The sequence below is a fragment of the Streptomyces sp. NPDC006385 genome, from assembly GCF_040612485.1.
GTDB lineage: Bacteria > Actinomycetota > Actinomycetes > Streptomycetales > Streptomycetaceae > Streptomyces.
The window spans coordinates 71117-92224 of record NZ_JBEXQG010000011.1 but is presented as its reverse complement, the minus strand read 5'-3'; the positions used below and the strand labels follow the sequence as shown (position 1 = coordinate 92224).

19 protein-coding genes and 1 pseudogene are annotated in these 21108 nt (G+C 72.2%); 15 read left to right on the top strand and 5 right to left on the bottom strand.

Going from position 1 to position 21108, the window contains the following annotated elements:
• The first annotated feature begins 161 nt into the window (after positions 1–161).
• From ABZ078_RS11635 to ABZ078_RS11625, 3 genes are all read left to right on the top strand, one after another.
• Entirely contained in the window at positions 162–704 is a 543-nt protein-coding gene (locus tag ABZ078_RS11635; RefSeq protein ID WP_356574093.1) for a sigma-70 family RNA polymerase sigma factor, read from the top strand.
• The gene (locus ABZ078_RS11630) at positions 701–1519 is read left to right on the top strand and encodes an anti-sigma factor (protein WP_356574091.1); all 819 of its coding nucleotides are present in this window, start codon (positions 701–703) and stop codon (positions 1517–1519) included. The genes ABZ078_RS11635 and ABZ078_RS11630 overlap by 4 nt, the downstream gene beginning before the upstream one ends.
• 126 nt (positions 1520–1645) lie before the next feature.
• Positions 1646–1915: a hypothetical protein gene (locus tag ABZ078_RS11625; protein ID WP_356574089.1), complete on the top strand. Its 270-nt coding sequence runs from the start codon at positions 1646–1648 to the stop codon at positions 1913–1915.
• A 289-nt stretch (positions 1916–2204) separates the two neighbouring features.
• On the opposite strand, the pseudogene ABZ078_RS11620 reads toward ABZ078_RS11625, so the two are convergent.
• The 4 genes and pseudogenes from ABZ078_RS11620 to hmgA form a co-directional block, all read right to left on the bottom strand.
• A pseudogene (locus ABZ078_RS11620) lies at positions 2205–2456 on the bottom strand (hypothetical protein); the annotation flags it as partial.
• Positions 2457–2529: 73 nt separating this feature from the next.
• On the bottom strand, positions 2530–3672 hold the full coding sequence (locus ABZ078_RS11615) for a type ISP restriction/modification enzyme (RefSeq protein ID WP_356574087.1): 1143 nt from the start codon (positions 3670–3672) through the stop codon (positions 2530–2532).
• A 118-nt stretch (positions 3673–3790) separates the two neighbouring features.
• The gene (locus ABZ078_RS11610) at positions 3791–4540 is read right to left on the bottom strand and encodes a GntR family transcriptional regulator (RefSeq protein ID WP_356574085.1); all 750 of its coding nucleotides are present in this window, start codon (positions 4538–4540) and stop codon (positions 3791–3793) included.
• Between the two features lie 26 nt (positions 4541–4566).
• Complete coding sequence (gene hmgA, locus ABZ078_RS11605; protein ID WP_356574083.1) at positions 4567–5883, bottom strand: homogentisate 1,2-dioxygenase; 1317 nt, start codon at positions 5881–5883, stop codon at positions 4567–4569.
• Positions 5884–6042: 159 nt separating this feature from the next.
• Here hmgA and ABZ078_RS11600 point away from each other — a divergent pair, with 159 nt between their 5' ends.
• From ABZ078_RS11600 to ABZ078_RS11545, 12 genes are all read left to right on the top strand, one after another.
• Positions 6043–6525: a hypothetical protein gene (locus ABZ078_RS11600; RefSeq protein WP_356574081.1), complete on the top strand. Its 483-nt coding sequence runs from the start codon at positions 6043–6045 to the stop codon at positions 6523–6525.
• On the top strand, positions 6522–7136 hold the full coding sequence (locus ABZ078_RS11595) for a TetR/AcrR family transcriptional regulator (protein WP_356574079.1): 615 nt from the start codon (positions 6522–6524) through the stop codon (positions 7134–7136). Before ABZ078_RS11600 ends, ABZ078_RS11595 begins: the two co-directional genes overlap by 4 nt.
• Before the next feature lie 199 nt (positions 7137–7335).
• Positions 7336–9567, top strand: coding sequence for a molybdopterin oxidoreductase family protein (locus ABZ078_RS11590; protein WP_356574077.1), 2232 nt, complete (start codon positions 7336–7338; stop codon positions 9565–9567).
• 163 nt (positions 9568–9730) lie between these two features.
• The gene (locus tag ABZ078_RS11585) at positions 9731–11227 is read left to right on the top strand and encodes a citrate:proton symporter (RefSeq protein WP_356574075.1); all 1497 of its coding nucleotides are present in this window, start codon (positions 9731–9733) and stop codon (positions 11225–11227) included.
• A 30-nt stretch (positions 11228–11257) separates the two neighbouring features.
• The gene (locus tag ABZ078_RS11580; RefSeq protein ID WP_356574073.1) at positions 11258–12493 is read left to right on the top strand and encodes an MFS transporter; all 1236 of its coding nucleotides are present in this window, start codon (positions 11258–11260) and stop codon (positions 12491–12493) included.
• Positions 12494–12593: 100 nt separating this feature from the next.
• Positions 12594–13247 carry a hypothetical protein gene (locus ABZ078_RS11575; protein ID WP_356574071.1) on the top strand — a complete coding sequence of 218 codons (654 nt, stop codon included), beginning with the start codon at positions 12594–12596 and terminating at the stop codon, positions 13245–13247.
• Positions 13234–13911 (top strand): class F sortase, encoded by a 678-nt coding sequence (locus ABZ078_RS11570; protein ID WP_356574069.1) that lies wholly within the window; start codon positions 13234–13236, stop codon positions 13909–13911. The genes ABZ078_RS11575 and ABZ078_RS11570 overlap by 14 nt, the downstream gene beginning before the upstream one ends.
• 126 nt (positions 13912–14037) lie before the next feature.
• A complete protein-coding gene (locus ABZ078_RS11565; protein ID WP_356574067.1) occupies positions 14038–15387 on the top strand; it encodes an ABC transporter ATP-binding protein in 1350 nt (449 codons plus the stop codon).
• A gap of 98 nt (positions 15388–15485) precedes the next feature.
• A complete protein-coding gene (locus ABZ078_RS11560; protein WP_356574065.1) occupies positions 15486–15956 on the top strand; it encodes a DUF3574 domain-containing protein in 471 nt (156 codons plus the stop codon).
• 143 nt (positions 15957–16099) lie between these two features.
• Entirely contained in the window at positions 16100–17488 is a 1389-nt protein-coding gene (locus ABZ078_RS11555) for an aldehyde dehydrogenase family protein (RefSeq protein WP_356574063.1), read from the top strand.
• Between the two features lie 24 nt (positions 17489–17512).
• Entirely contained in the window at positions 17513–18595 is a 1083-nt protein-coding gene (locus ABZ078_RS11550) for a Zn-dependent alcohol dehydrogenase (protein ID WP_356574061.1), read from the top strand.
• Positions 18596–18784: 189 nt separating this feature from the next.
• Positions 18785–20107 (top strand): MFS transporter, encoded by a 1323-nt coding sequence (locus ABZ078_RS11545; RefSeq protein ID WP_356574059.1) that lies wholly within the window; start codon positions 18785–18787, stop codon positions 20105–20107.
• On the opposite strand, the gene ABZ078_RS11540 is transcribed toward ABZ078_RS11545, so the two are convergent.
• Positions 20099–21028, bottom strand: coding sequence for a DMT family transporter (locus ABZ078_RS11540; RefSeq protein ID WP_356574245.1), 930 nt, complete (start codon positions 21026–21028; stop codon positions 20099–20101). The genes ABZ078_RS11545 and ABZ078_RS11540 overlap by 9 nt on opposite strands.
• Between the last annotated feature and the right edge of the window lie 80 nt (positions 21029–21108).

Below are 21108 nucleotides of genomic sequence, written 5' to 3'. Positions count from 1 at the left end.
AATCCCAAGCGTTCTTACGGCGGAACCGCGAAGTTGTTTCATCGGCGGGACACCCGCGTTTTCGGGCCCCTGATCCGTAACCCCATCCGGAGGTGTGTGCCGTGCGAATACCTCGTGGGACGGGACGGCCGGGATGCGGTCTTGCTGGAGGGGGAGACGAGTTGGAGGCGGACGAGCTGCTGGTGCTCGTGGCGGGCGGCGACCAGAACGCGTTCGAGCGGCTGTACGGGCTGGTGTCCGGGCCGGTGTACGGGCTCGTGCGGCGCGTGCTGCGCGACCCCGCCCAGTCGGAGGAGGTGGCCCAGGAAGTGCTGCTCGAACTGTGGCGGTCCGCCCCGAAGTTCGACCCCGGACGGGGCAGCGCCCTGTCCTGGGTCCTCACCCTCGCCCATCGCCGCGCAGTCGACCGGGTGCGCAGCGCCCGCGCGGCCGGCGAGCGGGAACAGCGCGAGGCGCTCCGTGCGAACCACCCGGCCTTCGACCATGTCGCCGAGGAGGTCGAGGCAGGTCTCGAACGCGAGTGGGTGCGCCGCTGCCTGGACCGGCTCACCGCGTTACAGCGCCAGTCGGTCACCCTCGCCTACTACGAGGGCTACACCTACCGTGAAGTGGCCGAGCGGCTCTCCCTGCCGCTGGGCACGGTCAAGACCCGTATGCGCGACGGACTCACCCAGCTGCGCAAATGCCTGGGAGGTGTCGCGTGAGCTTCGTCGGCCGCCTTCTGCGGCGCGAGGATCTGCACTCCCTCGCCGCCCCCTACGCCCTCGACGCCCTGGAACCCGTCGAGCGGCTGCGCTTCGAGAAGCATCTGAAGACCTGCGCCGGCTGTGCGGCCGAGGTGCGGGTCCTGGCCGAGGACGCCGTCCGCCTCGCCTGGTCGACGGCCGCCCCGGCGCCGGCCGCGATGCGCGACCGGGTCCTGGCCGCCGTACGCACCACCCCGCAGGAGCCCGCCGGGCGGGAGCAGGCACGCGCGCGTGCCACTCAGTTGCCGCCGCACGTGTGGGGCACCCAGCCGCCGCCGCGCACCCGTGCGCGCGGGGCACGCCCCTTGCTCGTGCCGTTCGCCACGGTCACGGCCGCCGCGGCCCTCGTCGTCGCCTCCCTGTTCGCCGTCCAGGCCGACCGGACGCAGGATCAACTGGACGCCCAACGGGCCCGGGCAAGTGAGATCGCTAACGTTCTCGCCGCCCCCGACGCCCGCGCGACCGCCGGTGAGGACGCGCAGGGCCGCACGATCGGAGTGGTCGCCTCCGCGTCCAAGGGGCGGGCGATCGTCACTCTGAGCGGATACGGCGAGTTGCCGAACGGTCGAGTGCACCAGCTCTGGCTCATGCGCCCCGACGCACAACCGCGCTCCCTCGGGCTCCTCGACGGCGACACGCCCTTGATCGCCTCCGGTCTCGACACATCCGCGACGTCACTGGCTGTGACCGTCGAGCCGGACGGAGGCTCGCCGCAACCCACCAGCCAGCCACTTGTCCAACTCGCCCTGAAATCGGTTGGATTCGGAGAGTAATCGCAGACGAGTTGTCAACACCCTTACGGGGAAGGTGAATCCTGAGACCGCGATACACGAGTGCCCGGCCCAGGCGATAGGGTTAACCTGCCCGGGCCGGGTGGACTCGTACGGGTGGGGAGTGACATGGAACAGATAACAGTGCGCAGCAGGGCCAGGGTCCCTGCGATCACCTGCGGGAGCAGCGCGACCAGTTCGCGCCTCGACCGCCATCTGTCGGTGCTGGCGGGTCCCGCCGTGCCGCAGACGGAGGCGGCCGAGGCGACCTCGCTGATGCGTGAACTGACCACGCGTGACACCACGCAGACTCGCAGCGACCGCGGTGCACGGGTTCGCCGCGTCTCGCTCTTCGCCCCCCTGCGTCGGCTGCGCCGTTCGCTGTTCGGCGGGCGCTGAGTCGCACCGGCGCTCCTGGAGCGACTACGAGGCCCGCGCTCGGTAGGTCACTTCCGCCCCGGCGCCGTATCGCGCTGTCGCCGTCCGTCATCCCCACGGCAGACAGCGGCGCCCCGGAGTACCGCCCGAGCGCGGGCACATCCCCCCGGCTCCCCCCGTCCCGATCCCGCTCATCGGCCACGACCCGCGCCTGACACCTTCGCCGTGCACGGCTGTCGCCGGACGACCGTCACCACTCGGCGACCGTCACCACTCGACGACCGCGCACGGCGACGCGCTCACCCGCCGCTCACCGCTCGCCACGCGCGTACCGGCGTACGGCGAGCGGCGCGAACACCGCGAGCAGTACCGCGCACCACATCCCGACCCAGGTCGTCGCGAACCGGAACAGCGGCAACAGGCCCAAGGCGTCGGCCGCTTCGAGCGCGGACCCCTCGATCCGCCAGCCCACCGCGAGCCCCACCAGCAGGAACGGCACCGTCCCCGCGGCCGTCACGACCAGGTCGGCGGCCGCCTGCCCGAGCGGCACCGCCGCCCGGCTCACCGATCGATCTGGAAGCGGTGTTCAGACGGGCGCTGGAACGGGTGCTGGACGCCTTCGACCCCGACCGGCGTCAGATCAGCGCGAGTTGCCCTTCCGGGCCCTCCTCGGGTCCGTCCAGCACCGACGCCGGCCTGCGGGCCGGCTCCGGGACCGGCAGGACTCCGGCCTCACGGAGGTCGGTCGCCGTGATGGTGGACGTCAGCTCCTGGTCCAGTGGCCGGGGCTCGGCCAGCAGCGCCAGGACCGTGATCAGCTCCAGCAGTTCCGATGTCCACGCCTGCGGCCAGGTCGCCGGGCGGATCGCGGCCAGGGTGCCCGGCTCCGGCTCCGTGACGCGGGCGGTGAACCACTGCTCCAGCACCTTGACGCCGCCCACCTCGAAGTCCCATGCCTCCGGTGGGACCGGTGCGATACGGCCCTCGTCCAGCAACAGGGCTTCCTCGTCCCGGTCGTACGCGAGTGTGAGGGGACGGGAGGGGAGTGGCGCCCGGACGTACGGGCGGCGGCCGCCCGGCAGCTTGGGACGGTCGCCGTCGCGGCGCATCAGCCACAGCGCGCGGTGACCCGACTCCACAGCGAGGGCCCAGAGTTCGGGGTCGTCGGTGAGGGGGACGGTGAGGTCCGGGCGTGCGGTCACCAGCGTCCAGGCGAGGACGTCCAGCGGCTCGACCGGTCCGCCGAGCCGGTCCCGCAGGTGCTCCATGAGACCCGGCGCCAGGTTGGGCTCCGTGCCGCCCGGGCGGCGGTAGAGGGGGCGGACGCGGCCCGGGCGGAGCAGCGGCAGCAGGGAGGTCGCCAGCAGGGCGGAACCTGGCGCCTCCAGGACGAAGACCTGGTGCTCGTCCGCCACCCGCCACAACTCCGGGCGCGCGGCGTCGATCAGGCGGTGGTCCGGGATCAGCCACTGCTCGTCGAACGGGGCGCACAGGACACGCACCGGCTCCGGGCAGGGCCCCGAGGCGCGGACCAGTTTCTCCGTGCGGGTGGACTGGCCGGGCAGCTGACCGACCGCCGAGTGCAGGGTGCGCGAGCGCGTCGGCTCCAGCAGGGCCTCCCGGCCCGGACCGTCGGCCTTCACGAAGGCGTCCCAGCGGGCCTTCAGGGACGCGGCGTCGGGACCCGTCGGCCACCCCCGGCCGAGCCGCGGCGGTGCGACGGACCACGGCATGAGGTCCGCCAGCGGCGGAGCGTCGTCGTGCGTCACGCTGGGCATCGTACGACGTGTCGAGCGCCCCGAGGGGCGCGGGTCTGTGCCGATATGCGGCTCCACGCGTGGGTGCGACCGGCCCCCACCGACTCGCGGGTTCAGCACCGCGCCGCCGGCGGAGCGCTCACGTGGCGTCCAGGGTCACCGTGAAGGAGAAGCGGTCACCGCGGTAGTGGATGACCGCCGCGTCCAGCACCTGCCCGGCCATGTCGTACGTCACGCCCGTGTAGTGCAGGATCGGGCTCAGCAGCGGGACTTGGAGCAGCCGCGCCGTCTCCGGGTCCGCGAGGCGGGCCTCCACGGTGTCCGTGATGCGGCCGATGTCCGCCCCGACGACGTCCCGCAGCACCTTGGTCATCGGCCAGCGGACCAGGTCGTCCAGGTCGATGCGGGCGGCGAGTTCGGGGCGGACGTAGTTGCGGGCGTGGTTGGTGGGCTCGCCCGTCTTCTCGTCGCTGCGCAGGCGGTGGTACGTCGCCAGCTCGTCGACGTCCGGGAAGTACTCGGCGAGTTCGGCCGGCACCGGCGCCTTGCCGTGGTCCAGCAGTTCGGTGGCCATGCCGGACTGCTGGGCCACGATCGCGTCCACCGAGCCGAGCAGTCGCACGGGGGTGCCCCGGCGGGCGTCCGGCTCGATGAACGTGCCGCGTCTGCGGTGGCGCGTGATCAGGCCCTCGTCCTCCAGCTCCTTCAGCGCCTGCCGCATGGTCAGCACGCTCACCCCGTAGTGCCCGGCCAACTGCTCCTCGGTGGGCAGCCGAAGCGGGTCCTGGGGTGAGCGGCCGAGGATCGAGGCGCGCAGCGACTGCGACACCTGGTACCAGAGCGGCAGCTTGCGGTTCAGGACGATCGAGTCCGGGGCGAAGGAGGTCACGGGCCATCCGTACCGGTCGGGAATGCTCAGTGCAAGGGGCGGAAGTGCCGCTCCAGGCCCTGCCAGACGTCGTCGTAGCGCTGTTGCAGGTGTTCCGCCCGGGCCGCGTGCGGGGTGAGCGTCACCGGCCAGCGCGTCTCGAACATGAAGGCGAGTCCGTCGTCGACCTTCTGCGGCCTCAGCTCGGCGGCGCTCGCCTTGTCGAACGTCTCCCGGTCCGGACCGTGCGCCGACATCATGTTGTGCAGCGAGCCGCCGCCGGGCACGAAGCCCTCCGCCTTCGCGTCGTAGGCGCCCTCGATGAGGCCCATGTACTCGCTCATCACGTTCCGGTGGAAGTACGGCGGCCGGAAGGTGTCCTCGCCCACCAGCCAGCGCGGCGCGAACACCACGAAGTCGACGCCGGCCAGCCCCGGGGTGTCCGAGGGAGAGGTCAGGACCGTGAAGATCGACGGGTCCGGGTGGTCGTACGAGATGGTGCCGAGCACATTGAAACGGCGCAGGTCGTAGACGTACGGCACGTGGTTGCCGTGCCAGGCGACCACGTCGAGCGGGGAGTGGTCGTAGGTCGCGGTCCAGAGGTTGCCGCAGAACTTGTTGACCACCTCCACCGGGCCCTCGACGTCCTCGTACGCGGCGACCGGCGCCATGAAGTCCCGGGCGTTCGCGAGGCCGTTGGCGCCGATCGGACCCAGGTCGGGGAGGTGGAAGGGCGCCCCGTAGTTCTCGCACACATAACCCCGGGCGGAGTCGTCCAGCAGCTCCACACGGAAGCGCACCCCACGTGGAATCAGCGCCACATGTCCGGGCTCCCCATGCAGCGGTCCGAACTCCGTGCGCAGCAGCAGTCCGCCGCGCTCCGGGACGATCAGCAGCTCGCCGTCGGCGTCGCTGAAGACGCGGTCCATCGAGGCGTTGGCGTGGTAGAGGTGCACGGCCATGCCGGTGCGCTGGGTCGCGTCGCCGTTGCCGCCCAGGGTCCACAGGCCGGCGAGGAAGTCGGTCCCCGGCGCCGGCTCGGGCAGGGGGTTCCAGCGCAGGCGGTTGGGGTCCGGGACGGATTCCGTGAAGGGGGCCGTGCGGATCCCGCCGTTGTCCATGCGCGTGAACGCCGGATGCGCGGCCGACGGGCGGATGCGGTACAGCCACGAGCGGCGGTTGTGTGCCCTCGGTTCGGTGAACGCCGTTCCGCTCAGCTGCTCGGCGTAGAGCCCCAGCGGTGCGCGCTGTGGTGAGTTGCGGCCCTGGGGGAGGGTGCCCGGTACCGCCTCCGAACTGTGCTCGTTGCCGAAACCGGAGAGGTAGGTCAGCCCTTCCGCGGTCTTCCGCGCGTCCCCGCTCATGATCACTCCCTTGAGATCTGATTCCTATGCATCACCGTAGGATTGCGTTTTCGCGGACGCAAGAGATCGGCCGGACCTCATCCGGCGGGACGACCGGAACCGGACTCGACCCGACTCCAGGGGATCCGACTGTCGGAGGGGTGTTCTAGTCTCCCGGGCATGTCGTGGACGCGGACGCCTCTCACCGCGCTCGCGGTCTGTGTCCTGCTGCTGACCGGAACCGTGGGCTGCGGCTCCGGCGCTGCCCGGGAGCGGGGGGCCAGTGGAGTGCCGCCGTCCCCGGTGGGCAGGGTCCTCGACGACACGGACGGCGACGGGCGGCGCCATCGCGAGGCGGATGAGGGCCACGCGCGGCAGGTGGGCATCGAGGTGCAACCGCCGGCCGGCGCGCAGCCCCGGGCCATGGCCAGGCCCGTCCCGCGCGGCACGCACCACGTCACCGTCCAGCTGCACGCCGACGACGGCACGGTGTGGGCGGTGGACGGCACGCCCGTCGAGAGCACGGCCGACCTCACGGCGTCGGGGGCGGAGACGACCGTGACGCCGACGTCGACCACTTCCGCCGCAGCGCTGAGCGAACCGGGCGCCCGTCCCCGTATCGAGGGCCGAGGTTCACCCGACCGAGCCGGAAAGGCATCATGAACAGCGTGCCCCACCCCGCATCGCTACGCCGGGCGCCCGTGCAGCGGCGCAGTGCCGAACGGCTCACCCGGATCCTCGACGCCTGTGCCGACCTCCTCGACGAGGTCGGCTACGACGACCTGAGCACCCGGGCCGTCGCCCAGCGTGCCGGCGTCCCCATCGGCTCGGTCTACCGCTTCTTCGGCAACAAGCGTCAGATGGCCGACGCCCTCGCGCAGCGCAACCTCGAGCGCTACACCGCCCGCGTCACCGAGCGCCTGGAGCGGACCGGCGACGGAGGCTGGCGCGCGGCCATGGACGCGGTGCTGGACGAGTACCTCGCCATGAAGCGCACCGCGCCCGGCTTCTCGCTCGTCGACTTCGGCAACCAGATCCCGGTCGGCACCCGCGGCGAACCCAACCACCGTGTCGCCGACCGCCTCACCGAACTGCTCTCCGGCTACCTCGGCCGCGAGCCGGACGGCGATCTGCGCCGCACCTTCCTCATCGCCGTCGAGACCGCCGACACCCTGGTCCACCTCGCCTTCCGGATGGCGCCGGAAGGGGATGAGCGGATCATCGCGGAGGCTCGGGAGCTGCTGCGGGCGTATCTGGCTCGGGTGCTGGACTGACGGCGTCACGGCGACGGGTTCGGTCCGGCGGGGTTCGGTCCGGCGGGGTGCGGGGTGCGGGGTGCGGGGTGCGGGCGTCTGGGGACGGCTGTCTGCGCCGGGCGGCCCACCGCGGACGAGGGCTCCCCACCCTCCCTACCGGTCGGTATGCTCGACTGTGAGTCCGCGCGTCATCGCCGCCGCCACCCCTGGAGGGCCCGTGTCCCGCACCGCACTGCGCATCTGCCCCCTGTGCGAGGCCACCTGCGGCCTGACCCTCACCATCGAGGGGACCCGCGTCACGGGCGCCCGCGGTGACCGCGACGACGTGTTCAGCAAGGGGTTCATCTGCCCCAAGGGCGCCTCCTTCGGCGCCGTCGACGGCGACCCCGACCGGCTGCGCACCCCCCTCGTGCGCACGGACGGCGAGCTGCGCGAGGCCACCTGGGAGGAGGCGTTCGACGCGGTGGCCGCGGGGATCCGCCCGGTCGTCGAGCGGTACGGGCCGAACTCGGTGGGCATCGTGCTCGGCAACCCCAACGTGCACACCATGGCCGGCGCCCTCTACCCGCCGGTGCTCATCGCCGGGCTGCGCACCCGCAGCCTCTTCACCGCGTCCACGGTCGACCAGATGCCCAAGCACGTCTCCAGCGGACTGCTCTACGGCGACGCCAACGCGATCCCCGTACCCGACCTCGACCACACCGACCACCTGCTGCTGATCGGCGCCAACCCGCTGGAGTCCAACGGCAGTCTGTGCACCGCACCCGACTTCCCCGGCAGGCTCAAGGCGCTCAAGGCGCGCGGCGGCACCCTCACCGTCATCGACCCGCGCCGCACCCGCACCGCCCGACTCGCCGACCGGCACATCGCCATCCGGCCCGGGACGGACGCCCTGCTCCTCGCGGCGATGGCGTACACGCTGTTCGAGGAAGACCTCGTCGACTTCGAGGACCTCGCGCCCCTGGTGGACGGAGTCGACGAACTCCGCGCGGCGATCGGCGAGTTCACCCCCGAAGCGGTCGCCGACGCCTGCGACGTGGACGCCGGCACGATCCGTGCCCTCGCCCGTGACCTCGCCGCCGCGCCCACCGCCGCCGTCTACGCCCGCATCGGCAGCTGCACCGTCCCGCACGGCACCCTGGCCAGCTGGCTCGTCGACGTCCTCAACGTCCTCACCGGCAACCTCGACCGGCCCGGCGGCGCCCTCTTCCCGCAGGCGGCCACCGACAGGACGCCCCGCCCGGCAGGGCCCGGCCACGGCTTCGCGCTCGGGCGCTGGCACTCCCGGGTGAGCCGGCACCCCGAGGCCAAGGGCGAGCTGCCGCTCTCCGCGCTCGCCGAGGAGATCGACACGGTCACCGACGAGGGCGAGCCGATCCGGGCCCTCGTCGCCGTCGCGGCCAATCCCGTCCTGTCGGCCCCCGACGGCGACCGGCTCGACAAGGCGCTCGGCTCGCTCGACTTCATGGTCAGCGTCGACCCGTACCTCAACGAGACCTCGCGCCACGCCCACGTCGTGCTGCCCCCGCCCCCGCCCGCGCAGAGCCCGCACCACGACTTCGCCTTCAACACCCTCGCCGTGCGCAACCAGGTCCGCTACACCCGCCCCGCCGTCCCGCTGGAGCCGGGCAGGATGGCCGAGACGGAGATCCTGGCCCGGCTGATCCTGGCCGCCACCGGCATGCATGGCGCCGACCCGTCCGCCGTGGACGCGATGGTCATCGACCAGACCCTCGGCAAGGCGGTCAAGGAGCCGCACTCACCCGTGCACGGCCGGGACCCCCGCGAACTCGCCGCGCGGCTCACCGGCGTCGGCGGCCCCGAGCGGCGGCTCGACATGATGCTGCGCCTCGGCCCCTACGGCGACGGCTTCGGCGTACGCCCGGACGGCCTGACCCTGGAGAAGCTGCTGGCCCATCCGCACGGCATCGACCTCGGGCCGCTCGCGCCGCGGCTGCCGCAGCCGCTGAAGACCGTCAGCGGCAAGGTGGAGCTGCTGCCGCGGCCCATCGCCGACGATCTGCCCCGGCTCAGGGCGGCCCTGCGCGAGCGACCCGACGGGCTCGTCCTCGTCGGCCGCCGCCATCTGCGCTCCAACAACAGCTGGATGCACAACGTGCCCGCCCTCACCGGCGGCTCCAACCGCTGCACCCTGCACATCCACCCCGAGGACGCCGAGCGCCTCGGCGTGCGGGACGGGGCGGCCGTACGCCTGAAGGGCGCCGGGGGAGAGGTGACCGCCCCCGCCGAGGTCACCGACGGCGTGCGCCCCGGTGTGGTGAGCCTGCCGCACGGCTGGGGTCATGACCGCCCCGGCACCCGCCTCGGCCACGCCGCCGCCGACCCCGGGGTCAACGTCAACCAGCTCCTCGACGGCAGCCTGCTCGACCCGCTGTCGGGCAACGCGGTGCTCAACGGAGTGCCCGTCGAGGTCGCGCCCGTGAGCTGAAAAGGCTCCGTCCGTGAGCCGCAAAAGCTCCCCCTGTGACCGAAAATGATCAGCCGCTGACCTGAGCAAAGCTCTGACCTGGAGTTTTGCGCTTATTGCTCGCACGTCAACGTCTTGTTAACGCTGCTTGACGGGACCTAACGTCATCGCACCGCCGGCCCTGGTGGGTCGTTCAAGGGCGAACGTTAGGTATCCACTCATGCTGACCATCCTTGGCTTCGCCATGATCGCGACCTTCCTGGTCCTGATCATGATGAAGAAGATGTCGCCGATCGCGGCGCTCGTGCTGATCCCGGCACTGTTCTGCGTCTTCGTCGGGAAGGGCGCCAAGCTCGGTGACTACGTCATCGACGGCGTCACCAGCCTCGCCCCCACCGCGGCGATGCTCATGTTCGCGATCGTCTACTTCGGTGTGATGATCGATGTCGGTCTCTTCGACCCGATCGTGCGCGGCATCCTGAAGTTCGCGAAGGCCGACCCGATGCGGATCGTCGTCGGTACGGCGATCCTCGCCGCGATCGTCTCCCTGGACGGCGACGGCTCGACCACCTTCATGATCACCGTCTCGGCGATGTACCCGCTGTACAAGCGCCTGAAGATGAGCCTGGTCGTGATGACCGGTGTCGCCGCGATGGCCAACGGCGTGATGAACACCCTGCCCTGGGGCGGCCCGACCGCCCGTGCCGCCACCGCGCTCAAGCTCGACGCCAGCGACATCTTCGTCCCGATGATCCCGGCCCTGGCCGTCGGCCTGCTGGGCGTCTTCGTCCTCTCGTACTTCCTCGGCCTGCGCGAGCGCAAGCGCCTGGGCGTGCTGACGCTGGACGAGGTCCTGGTGGAGCAGAAGGTCGAGGAGAAGGTCGAGGAGAAGGAGGCCGAGACGGTGCTGGTCGGCGCCGGTTCCGGTGCGGGGTCCGGTGCCTCCGGCACGGGCAAGGGCGCCGCGGTCACCGGCGGGTCCGGCTCCGGCACCGACGCCGAGGACGCCGAGGACGCCGAGGACGGCGACGCGGAGCGCTTCCAGGTCCTCGACCCGAACCGGCCCACCCTGCGCCCCAAGCTCTACTGGTTCAACGCGCTGCTGACCGTCACCCTGCTGACCGCGATGATCATGGAGTGGCTGCCGATCCCGGTGCTGTTCCTGCTCGGCGCCGCGCTCGCGCTCACCGTGAACTTCCCGCACATCCCCGACCAGAAGGCCCGCCTGGCCGCCCACGCCGACAACGTCCTCAACGTCTCCGGCATGGTCTTCGCCGCCGCCGTCTTCACCGGCGTCCTCCAGGGCACCGGCATGGTGGACCACATGGCCAGGTGGATGGTGGACGTCATCCCCGAGGGCATGGGCCCGCACATGGCGCTCGTCACCGGCGTCCTGAGCCTCCCGCTCACCTACTTCATGTCGAACGACGGCTTCTACTTCGGCGTCCTCCCGGTCCTCGCGGAGGCCGGCGCGGCACACGGCGTCTCCCCGCTGGAGATGGCCCGCGCCTCTCTGGTCGGCCAGCCGCTGCACATGTCGAGCCCGCTCGTCCCGGCCGTCTACGTCCTGGTCGGCATGGCCAAGGTCGAGTTCGGCGACCACACCCGCTTCGTGGTGAAGTGGGCGGCGCTCACCTGCCTCCTCATCCTCGCGGCAGGAATGATCTTCGGAATCATCTGACCCCGACCCCCTTTCTGGGAGGACACGACCATGGCGCCCGGTGGGAACCGCGGCTGGCTGCTCCGCCTCGTCATCGCCTTCAGCTTCGCGCAGGGGGCGGTGTCGATGGCCAGGCCCGCCGTCTCCTACCGGGCGCTCGCGCTGGGCGCCGACGAGCGGGCGATCGGCGTCATCGCGGGGGTGTACGCCCTGCTCCCGCTGTTCGTCGCCGTCCCGCTGGGCCGCCGCACCGATCACGGCCGGTGCGCGCCCCTGCTGCCCGTCGGAGTCGTCCTGATCTCCGGCGGCTGTGCGCTGAGCGGCCTCGCGAACTCCCTGTGGGCCATGGCGATCTGGAGCGGGGTGATGGGCCTCGGCCACCTCTGCTTCGTCATCGGCGCCCAGTCGCTCGTCGCCCGCCAGTCCGCCCCGCACGAACAGGACCGCAACTTCGGCCACTTCACCATCGGCGCCTCCCTCGGCCAGCTGGTCGGCCCGATCGCGGCGGGCACGCTGATCGGCGGCCGGGACATGGCGGGCACCAGCGCACTCGCGCTGCTGGTGGCGGGTGCGGGCGGCGCGGTCGCGCTCACGTCGCTGTGGCGCATAGAGAGCCGTACGACGTCCGAGTCCGGCGGGGAACAAGGCGAACGCGTCCCCGTACGGCGCATCCTGCGCGCCCGCGGAGTGCCCGCCGGCATCTTCATCAGCCTCGCCGTGCTGTCCGCGACCGACATCCTCACCGCCTATCTCCCGGTGGTCGGCGAGCACCGGGGCATCGCGCCGTCGGTGATCGGCCTGCTGCTCAGCCTGCGCGCGGCGGCCACCATCGCCTGCCGCCTGGTCCTCACCCCCCTGCTGCGGCTGCTCGGCCGCACCCTGCTGCTGACGGTGACGTGTCTGCTGGCGGCCATGCTGTGCGCGGGCGTCGCGCTGCCGGTGCCGGTGTGGGCGCTGGCCCTGATGCTGGCGGTGCTCGGCTTCTGCCTCGGCGTCGGCCAGCCGCTGTCCATGACCACGGTCGTCCAGGCGGCCCCCGAGGGCGCCCGCTCCACCGCCCTCGCCCTGCGGCTGACCGGCAACCGCCTCGGCCAGGTCGCGGCGCCCGCGTCGGCGGGCCTGGTCGCGGGCGTCGCGGGGGTGGCGGCGCCGTTCCTGATGCTGGGGGCGCTGCTGCTGCTGTCGGCGGGCATTGCCGTGCGGACGCCGAAGCGGCCCGAAGGGCCCGGAACCGCCCCGCGAGAGCGGCCGAAGCGCTCCGGATTCCGCCGGACGAGCGATCTTTGACGACGCGCCGGGGCCCGGTACGGCGAGTCGCAGTGCATGTGAAGGAGAGTCAGGCGAAGGAGCGATTTGTATGAAAATCGTCTGAATCAGAGGAGCGCGCATGCCGACCCTGACACCCTCACGTACGTTCCGCGCCCGCGCGGGCGCCACTGTCGTCCTCACCGCCCTAGCCGCGGCGGGGGCGTCGTGGGTGGCGGCGCCGACCGCGTCGGCCCAGGCGAACGGCGACATCAGGATCCACAGCGAGGGCATGCCCTACGGCACCCCGGATGACGAGGCGGTGGTCTGCAGGTTCTACCTCGACGCCGTCAACTTCGACACTCTCCCCTCGATCGAGTACACGATCACGCCGCAGCCCCCGCTGCCCAGCGCCGCTACCGTCACCGGCACGATCCAGCTCGCAGGGGGCGCCGGTCACACCGACTTGCTGGGGCTGGCGGACGGGCAGTACATGATCACCTGGACCGTGGACGTCACCAACACCAAGAGAAAGCTTTTCCGCGTCAAGTGCGGCGACAAGCGGGAGGGAAGGCACGGTCCGGAGGGGCGCATCGAGGACCACCGGCACAACGACGAGGGATGGGGACGTGGCGACCACGGCCCGAAGGGAGGCGTGCACGCGGGCGGCGGCGGTCTCGTCGACACGGCGGCGGCGTACGCGCCGGTGACCGCCGCGGCGGTCGTGGGTGGGGTCGCCGTCGGCGGCGTCGTGTACGTCCGGAGGAACCGCCGGCAGACCGATGGTGCCGCGTAGGCGCAGACGCAGGCCCTGGCACCGGACCCGCGCCTATCGCCTCACCAGGACGGCCCTGCTCGCGGTCGTCCTGGTGACGGTGGTGGCCCGGTGCGAGGGAGACGGCGACGTGACCGCGCCGGGAGGACCCGACGGCCCGGACACGGTGGCGGCCGGCCGGGCCCACGCCGCCCCCTCCACCCGCCCCACACCCCCGCCCCGCCCGCTGCCGCGCTCCCGGCCGACCTCCCTGCGCATCCCGTCCCTGGGCATCGACGCACCGATCATCGGCATCGGGCTCACCAAGGAACGGGAACTGGAGACACCGCCGATCGACAAGCCCAAGCTCGTCGGCTGGTACCGGGGCGGCGCCACGCCCGGCGAGCAGGGCGCCGCCATCGCGGTGGGGCACCGCGACACCCGAACCGGCCCCGCCGTCTTCGCCGGGCTCGCCTCCGTGAAACGCGGCAAGCAGATCGAGGCGCGGCGCGCGGACGGCCGTACCGCCGTCTACACCGTGGACCGGGTGAAGGTCTTCGACAAGGCGAGCTTCCCCGACAAGGAGGTCTACGGCCCGACCCGGCGCCCGGAGATCCGCGTGATCACCTGCGGTGGACTCTTCGACCGGCGGTCGGGCTACACCAGCAACGTGGTGGTCTTCGCCCACCTGACCGCGACGAAGTGACCGATGTATTCCCCACGGCGGGCACAATCCGTTAACTTCCGTGACTCACAGGCCCCGTTCGACCCGCACGGGGCCTTCGGACACACGGAGCAGCGGCGCTCCGGACGGCCCCCGGGGGCAGCAGCCATGACACGCGCCATCTCCCTGCACGACGTGAGCAAGTCATACACACGAGGCATCCGCGTCGTGGACCGGTTCTCGCTGGACATAGAGCCCGGCGAGTTCCTCGTCCTCCTCGGGCCCTCCGGGTGCGGCAAGTCCACCGTGCTCAGAATGATCGCCGGCCTGGAGGAGATCGACGAGGGCGAACTGCTGCTGGACGGCGAGTACGCCAACGACCTGCTGCCCGCCGCGCGGCACATGGCGATGGTCTTCCAGAACTTCGCCCTCTATCCGAACATGACCAGCCGCGACAACATCGGCTTCCCGCTGCGCATCGAGTCGCCCGGCGCGGACCACCGCCCTCGGGTGGACGCCACCGCCCGCATGCTGGGCATCGAGGATCTCCTCGACCGCTTCCCCGGCCAGCTCTCCGGCGGCGAACGGCAGCGCGTCGCCATGGGCCGGGCCATCGCCCGCCACCCCACCGCGTTCCTGATGGACGAACCGCTGTCCAACCTCGACGCCAAGCTGCGCAACCATCTGCGCGCCGAAATCTCCGGCCTCACCCGGACGTTGGGCGTCACCACGGTGTACGTCACCCACGACCAGGCCGAGGCGATGTCGCTCGGCGACCGGGTCGCCGTCATGCGCGGCGGCGTCCTCCAGCAGGTCGGCACCCCGCGCTCGGTGTACGCCCTGCCCCGCAACGTCTTCGTCGCCGCGTTCATCGGCACCCCGCGCATCAACCTCCTGCGCGGAGTCGTACGCGCCCCGCTCGACGGCGCGATGACCATCAGCCTCGGCAAGCAGTACCTCCGCCTGCCCGAACCCCTCTGCTTGGACCACCAGTTGCTCCGCGTCCAGCAGGGCCGCGAGGTCATCGTGGGCCTGCGCTCCGAGGCCGTGCGCATCGCCGAGCCGGCGGCCGCGCGCCCCGGTGAGGTGCCGATCAGCGGGCTGGTCGAGCATGTGGAGTTCCAGGGCCACGAGATCCTCGTCCACTTCAACACCGGTTCCCGCCCCGCCCTCGTACCCGACCTCGAGGCGCCGCGCCCCGCCGCACGGTCCACGAGGCGCCGCCGGCGTGCGGGTGGCCGGGACGGCACGGTCCTGGACCGCCTCAGGGACCGCGCGGGCGCCCTGCGGGCCGGCCCCGTGGTGGTCCTCGACCACCCGACCGACACCGGCACCGACTCCGCCCCGCCCGAGGGCCGCCTGCCCGGAGACCTCATCGTCCGCACGACCCCCGACTTCGAACTCCGACACGGCATGCACGTCCCCCTCCTCGTCGACCTGGCCCACCTGTTCGTCTTCGACCAAGACGGCGACCGCATCTGCCCGGCACCGGCTCGGCTTCCGGACTTGGGGGAGTGAGGCTCGCGCGAGCTCTGCGTGGCCCGGGTGGGAGGGGTCCGGGTGTGGCTCGCCTGTTCGGAGGAGTGAAGCCGGAGCGGTATGGCTAGGTATGGCGCATGAATCTGCGCCTCACCCGAACCCGGGCCGTACTCAGCACTGTTGGGCTTCTGCTGGCCGTCGGGGCACCGACGGCGTACGCCACCCTCGACGACGGCGGCACCTCCACGTCGGCGGCGTCCTCGGCACCGTCCCGGGGGGAGCCGTACGTCGAGACGCGGCTCCTCTTCGGCACCGCGCGCCCGGACGGTGGGCCGGCGGTCACCGACAAGCAGTTCATGGCGTTCGTCGACAAGGAGGTCACGCCGGACTTCCCGGACGGGCTGACCGTGCAGACCGGGCGCGGGCAGTGGCGGGACGCGAGCGGGACGATCGAGAAGGAGCGGTCGTACGAGCTGATGCTGCTGTACCCGGTGGACACGGCCGGGAGGAGTGACCGCAAGATCGAGGAGATCCGCCGTGCCTACGAGAAGGACTTCGGGCAGGAATCGGTGGGGAGGGTGGACGACAGGGTCGAGGTCGACTTCTGACGGCCTTCGGACGTCTGTGGAACGGCCTGCTGATCCATCTCCTGTCTCGCGGGGGCGTCTGGCGCTCAAAAACTATCGCCGCTAGTTTATGAGTCGGACGACGACAGCCTCACGACGAGGCGCCCCGCCCGGGAGGAAGCGCGATGAAGGCACACGACGGCATGTACATCGACGGCGCCTGGCGCCCCGCCACCGGCCGGGACGTGATCGAGGTGGTGAACCCGGCCGACGAGCAGGTCATCGGCCGGGTCCCGGCCGGCACCGCCGCCGACGTCGACACCGCCGTGCGCGCCGCCCGCGCAGCCCTCCCGGGCTGGGCCGCGACCCCGCCCGCCGAACGGGCCGCGCGGCTGGCCGCCCTGCGGGACGTCCTGCGGGCCCGCGAGGACGAGATCGCCGAGACGGTCACCGCCGAACTCGGCTCGCCCCTGAAGTTCTCCCAGGCGGTGCACGCCGCCGTGCCGATCGCGGTCGCGGGCTCGTACGCCGAGCTGGCGGCGACGTACTCCTTCGAGGAGAAGGTCGGCAACTCGACCGTGTACCACGAGCCCATCGGCGTCGTCGGCGCGATCACGCCCTGGAACTACCCGCTCCACCAGATCGTCGCCAAGGCGGCCCCGGCGCTGGCGGCGGGTTGCACGGTGGTCCTGAAGCCGGCCGAGGACACCCCGCTGGTGGCCCAGCTGTTCGCCGACGCGGTGCACGAAGCCGACGTCCCCGCGGGCGTCTTCAACCTGGTCACCGGCCTCGGCCCGGTGGCCGGCCAGGCGCTCGCCGAGCACCCGGACGTCGACCTGGTCTCCTTCACCGGCTCCACCGCCGTCGGCCGGCAGATCGCCGCGGTGGCCGGCTCGGCGATCAAGAAGGTCGCCCTGGAGCTGGGCGGCAAGTCCGCCAACGTCATCCTGCCCAGCGCCGACCTGGCCAAGGCGGTCAACGTCGGCGTCGCCAACGTCATGTCCAACTCCGGGCAGACGTGCAGCGCCTGGACGCGGATGCTGGTGCACCGGGGCCAGTACGACGAGGCCGTGGAGCTGGCCGCGGCCGCCGCCGCGAAGTACGGCGAGCGCATCGGCCCGGTGGTCAGCGCCAAGCAGCAGGCGCGGGTGCTCGGTTACATCAAGAAGGGCGTGGCCGAGGGCGCGCGGCTGGTCGCGGGCAGCCCCGAACCGCCGCGCCGGCAGGGCTACTTCGTCGCGCCGGCCGTCTTCGCCGACGTGACACCCGAGATGACCGTCGCGCAGGAGGAGATCTTCGGCCCCGTCCTGTCGATCCTGCGGTACGAGGACGAGGCGGACGCGCTGCGCATCGCCAACGGCACGGTCTACGGCCTCGCGGGCGCCGTCTGGGCGGGCGACGAGGCGGAGGCGGTGGCCTTCGCGCGCCGTATGGACACCGGCCAGGTCGACATCAACGGCGGCCGCTTCAACCCGCTCGCCCCCTTCGGCGGCTACAAGCAGTCGGGCGTCGGCCGCGAGCTCGGCGCGCACGGCCTGGCCGAGTACCTCCAGACCAAGTCCCTCCAGTTCTGAGCCAGCGCAAGGGAGCCACCCCTCATGGCCGTCCGTGCCGCCGTCCTGCCCGCCATCGGTGCCCCGCTGGAGGTCACCGAGATCGACCTGCCCGACCCCGGGCCCGGCCAGGTCCGCGTCCGCCTCGCCGCCGCCGGTGTCTGCCACTCCGACCTGTCCCTGTCCGACGGCACCATGCGCGTCCCGGTCCCCGCGATCCTGGGTCACGAGGGCGCCGGCACGGTCGTCGCGGTCGGTGAGGGCGTCACCCACCTCTCGCCCGGCGCCGACGTCGTCCTCAACTGGGCGCCGTCCTGCGGTGGTTGCCACGCCTGCTCGCTCGGCGAGGTCTGGCTGTGCGCCAACGCGCTGAACGGCGCCGCGAACGTCCACGCCCGTACGGTGGACGGCACCGACCTCCACCCCGGCCTGAACGTCGCCGCGTTCGCCGAGGAGACGGTCGTGCCGGCCGGCTGCGTCCTGCCGCTCCCGGACGGTGTCCCGCTCACCGACGCCGCCCTGCTGGGCTGCGCCGTCCTCACCGGCTACGGCGCCGTGCACCACTCGGCGGGGGTCCGGCCGGGGGAGACGGTCGCGGTGTTCGGGGTCGGCGGCGTGGGACTGGCCGCCCTCCAGTCGGCCCGGATCGCGGGCGCGGCGCAGATCGTGGCCGTCGACGTCTCGCCCGAGAAGGAGGAACTGGCGCGCGCGGCGGGAGCCACCGACTACGTGGTCGCCTCCGAGAACACCGCCCGCGCGATCCGGGGCCTGACGGACAAGCAGGGCGTGGACGTGGCCGTCGAGTGCGTGGGCCGCGCGACCACGATCCGCACGGCCTGGGACTCCACCCGCCGCGGCGGCCGCACCACGGTCGTGGGCATCGGCGGCAAGGACCAGCAGGTCACCTTCAACGCCCTGGAGATCTTCCACTGGGGCCGCACCCTCTCCGGCTGCGTCTACGGCGACTCCGACCCGGCACGGGACCTTCCGGTGCTGGCCGAGCACGTACGCGCGGGCCGCCTGGACCTGGGTGCGCTGGTGACGGAGCGGATCGCCCTGGAGGGCATCCCGGCGGCGTTCGAGAACATGCTGGCGGGCAAGGGCGGCAGGGCGCTGGTGGTGTTCTAGCCGCGCGCTCCGCACGCCCCGGCCGCCGAGCGAGGCCGGGGCCTTCGCCGTGCCCGGCCCGCCTTCCGTGCTCTGTGCAGGCAAACTCCTGCCGCTCGAACCGTTGACGAGCATACCGTCCGGTCAGTACGTTCCCCGGAACCCGAGCCACCCCCCGTTCGGTCCCCGCACCCCCCGGAGTGTGCACGCATGGACACGGCGCCTTCCGCCCAGCCGCTCACCCCTACCGCTCCCGCCGTCGGCAACCGCCGCCGCGTGGCCACCGCCGCGGCTCTCGCCTCGGCCGTCGAGTGGTACGACTACTTCGTCTTCGGCATCGCCGCTGCCCTGGTCCTCGGCGACCTGTACTTCCCGGCCGGCAGCCCCACCGCGGGAGTGCTCGCCTCCTTCGCCACCTTCGCCGTCGGCTTCCTGGCCCGCCCCCTCGGCGGCATCGTCGCCGGACAGCTCGGCGACAAGCGCGGCCGCAAGCCGATGCTGGTCCTCGCGCTCACCCTCATGGGCCTCGCCACCACCGGCATCGGCCTGCTCCCGACGTACGACACGATCGGCGTCGCCGCCCCGATCCTGCTGGTCGCCTTCCGTGTGATGCAGGGCATCGCCGTCGGCGCCCAGTGGGGCGGCGCGATGCTGATGGCCACCGAGTACGCCCCCGAGGGCAAGCGGGGCATCTACGGCAGCTTCGTCCAACTCGGCGTCCCCATCGGCGTGGTGACCGCCAACACGGTGTTCCTGCTGGCCGGAGCGTTCACGACCGACGCCGCGTTCGCGGCCTGGGGCTGGCGGGTGCCGTTCCTCGTCGGCCTGTTCGTCCTCGTGCTCGCCTGGTACATCCACACACGCGTCGAGGAGACCCCCGAATTCCGGGAGGCGGAGAAGAAGCTGGCCGAGCAGGAGAAGGCCGAGCAGTCCTCCCCGCTGCGCGCGATCCTCAAGGACCACCTCGGCACGGTGCTCCTGGCCGGCGGCTCCTTCGCCGTGAACACCGCCACCTTCTACATCATCATCACCGGCGTGCTCGACTACACGACGCGCGAACTCGGTATGAAGCGGAGCGCCGTCCTCACCGTCTCGCTGTGCATCAGCCTCACCCAGCTCGTGCTGATCCCGGCCGCCGCCGCGCTCTCCGACAAGATCGGCCGCATCCGGATCTACGCGCTCGGCGCGGCCGGCATCGCCCTGTGGGCCGTACCGATGTTCCTGCTGATCGACACCGGCTCGCTGCTGTGGCTGGCGGTCGGCACGTTCGTCACGAGCTGCTTCCTCAGCATCATGTACGGCCCCCAGGCGGCCCTCTTCGCCGAGCTGTTCACGCCCGAGATGCGCTACACCGGCGCCTCCCTCGGCTACCAGATCGCGGCCGTGCTCGGCGGCGGCCTCGCCCCGTTCGTCATGGTGCTGCTGCTGGAGGCCACGGGCACCTCGATGGCGGTGTCCGGCTACATCATCGGCCTCGCGGTGATCGCCCTGCTGTCCATCAAGGTCCTTGCGGACAGGGCGCGTTCACGCTGACTCCCGGGCCTGCTCGGGTTGTGGCGCGGCCGCCACGACCCGAGCGGACCGCGTCCGGGACCGCGACACGGCGACCCCCGCCAGGCATAGCGCGCCGCCCGCCAGGGTGAGCGGCCCCGGCACCTCGCCCAGCGCCAGCCACGACATCAGCACGACCAGCGCGGGCACCGCGTACGTGGTCGCGCCCATGCTGCTGGCGGTCGTACGGGCCAGGGCGTACGCCCAGGTGGTGAAGGCGAGCGCCAGCGAGAAGACGCCCAGGTAGACCATGTTGAGCGTCGCGGAGACGGAGGCGTGGGCCGCCTCGCTGATCAACTGCCCGGTGAACGGCAGGCACAAGGCCGCGCCGACCAGACACCCGTACGTCGTCACCTGCAGGGCGCTCGCATGGCCGAGCGCCGGCTTCTGGGCCACGACGCCGCCCGCGTACCCGACGGCGGCGAGCAGGCACAGCACCACCCCGAGCACCGAGGAACCGCCCTCGCCCGACATCGACAGACCCACGGTCACCGCACCCGCGAACGACACCGCCATCCCGGCCAGCAGCCGCGGCGGCATCGGGTCACCGAGCAGCCGGGCGCCCAGCAGCGCTATGAGGATGGGCCCGATGTTCACGACGAGAGCCGCCGTACCGGCGTCCACCTGCTGCTCGCCCCAGTTCAGCACGACGCTGTAGAAGCCGAACCACAGCAGGCCCGATATCGCGATCCCGGGCCAGGCCGCCCTGGGAGGCAGCCCCTCCCGGCGGACGAGGCAGATGCCGCCCAGCACCACGGCGCCGACGAGCAGCCGCCCGAGCGCCAGCGCGCCCGGCGAGTACTCCTCACCCGCGCTGCGGATGGAGACGAAGGCGGAGGCCCAGAGGATGACGCTGACGGTGGCGGCGCCGGCGGCGAGGAGTTCGGTGCGGCGGGGGTTCATCATGCTCCAGAGGCTAGGGAAGCAGGGGTTCGGAAGCTCGCGGATTTCGGCCCGGGTGCCGGCGACGCCCCAAGGGGCGC

Excerpts from the sequence above, each read along its gene's own strand:
- ABZ078_RS11575 (WP_356574071.1), top strand. The coding sequence starts at position 12,594 with ATGCCGACCCTGACACCCTCACGTACGTTCCGCGCCCGCGCGGGCGCC.
- ABZ078_RS11555 (WP_356574063.1), top strand. The coding sequence starts at position 16,100 with ATGAAGGCACACGACGGCATGTACATCGACGGCGCCTGGCGCCCCGCC.
- ABZ078_RS11550 (WP_356574061.1), top strand. The coding sequence starts at position 17,513 with ATGGCCGTCCGTGCCGCCGTCCTGCCCGCCATCGGTGCCCCGCTGGAG.
- ABZ078_RS11600 (WP_356574081.1), top strand. The coding sequence starts at position 6,043 with ATGTCGTGGACGCGGACGCCTCTCACCGCGCTCGCGGTCTGTGTCCTG.
- ABZ078_RS11565 (WP_356574067.1), top strand. The coding sequence starts at position 14,038 with ATGACACGCGCCATCTCCCTGCACGACGTGAGCAAGTCATACACACGA.
- hmgA (WP_356574083.1), bottom strand. The coding sequence starts at position 5,883 with ATGAGCGGGGACGCGCGGAAGACCGCGGAAGGGCTGACCTACCTCTCC.
- ABZ078_RS11540 (WP_356574245.1), bottom strand. The coding sequence starts at position 21,028 with ATGAACCCCCGCCGCACCGAACTCCTCGCCGCCGGCGCCGCCACCGTC.
- ABZ078_RS11560 (WP_356574065.1), top strand. The coding sequence starts at position 15,486 with ATGAATCTGCGCCTCACCCGAACCCGGGCCGTACTCAGCACTGTTGGG.
- ABZ078_RS11615 (WP_356574087.1), bottom strand. The coding sequence starts at position 3,672 with ATGCCCAGCGTGACGCACGACGACGCTCCGCCGCTGGCGGACCTCATG.
- ABZ078_RS11595 (WP_356574079.1), top strand. The coding sequence starts at position 6,522 with ATGAACAGCGTGCCCCACCCCGCATCGCTACGCCGGGCGCCCGTGCAG.
- ABZ078_RS11580 (WP_356574073.1), top strand. The coding sequence starts at position 11,258 with ATGGCGCCCGGTGGGAACCGCGGCTGGCTGCTCCGCCTCGTCATCGCC.
- ABZ078_RS11570 (WP_356574069.1), top strand. The coding sequence starts at position 13,234 with ATGGTGCCGCGTAGGCGCAGACGCAGGCCCTGGCACCGGACCCGCGCC.
- ABZ078_RS11625 (WP_356574089.1), top strand. The coding sequence starts at position 1,646 with ATGGAACAGATAACAGTGCGCAGCAGGGCCAGGGTCCCTGCGATCACC.
- ABZ078_RS11545 (WP_356574059.1), top strand. The coding sequence starts at position 18,785 with ATGGACACGGCGCCTTCCGCCCAGCCGCTCACCCCTACCGCTCCCGCC.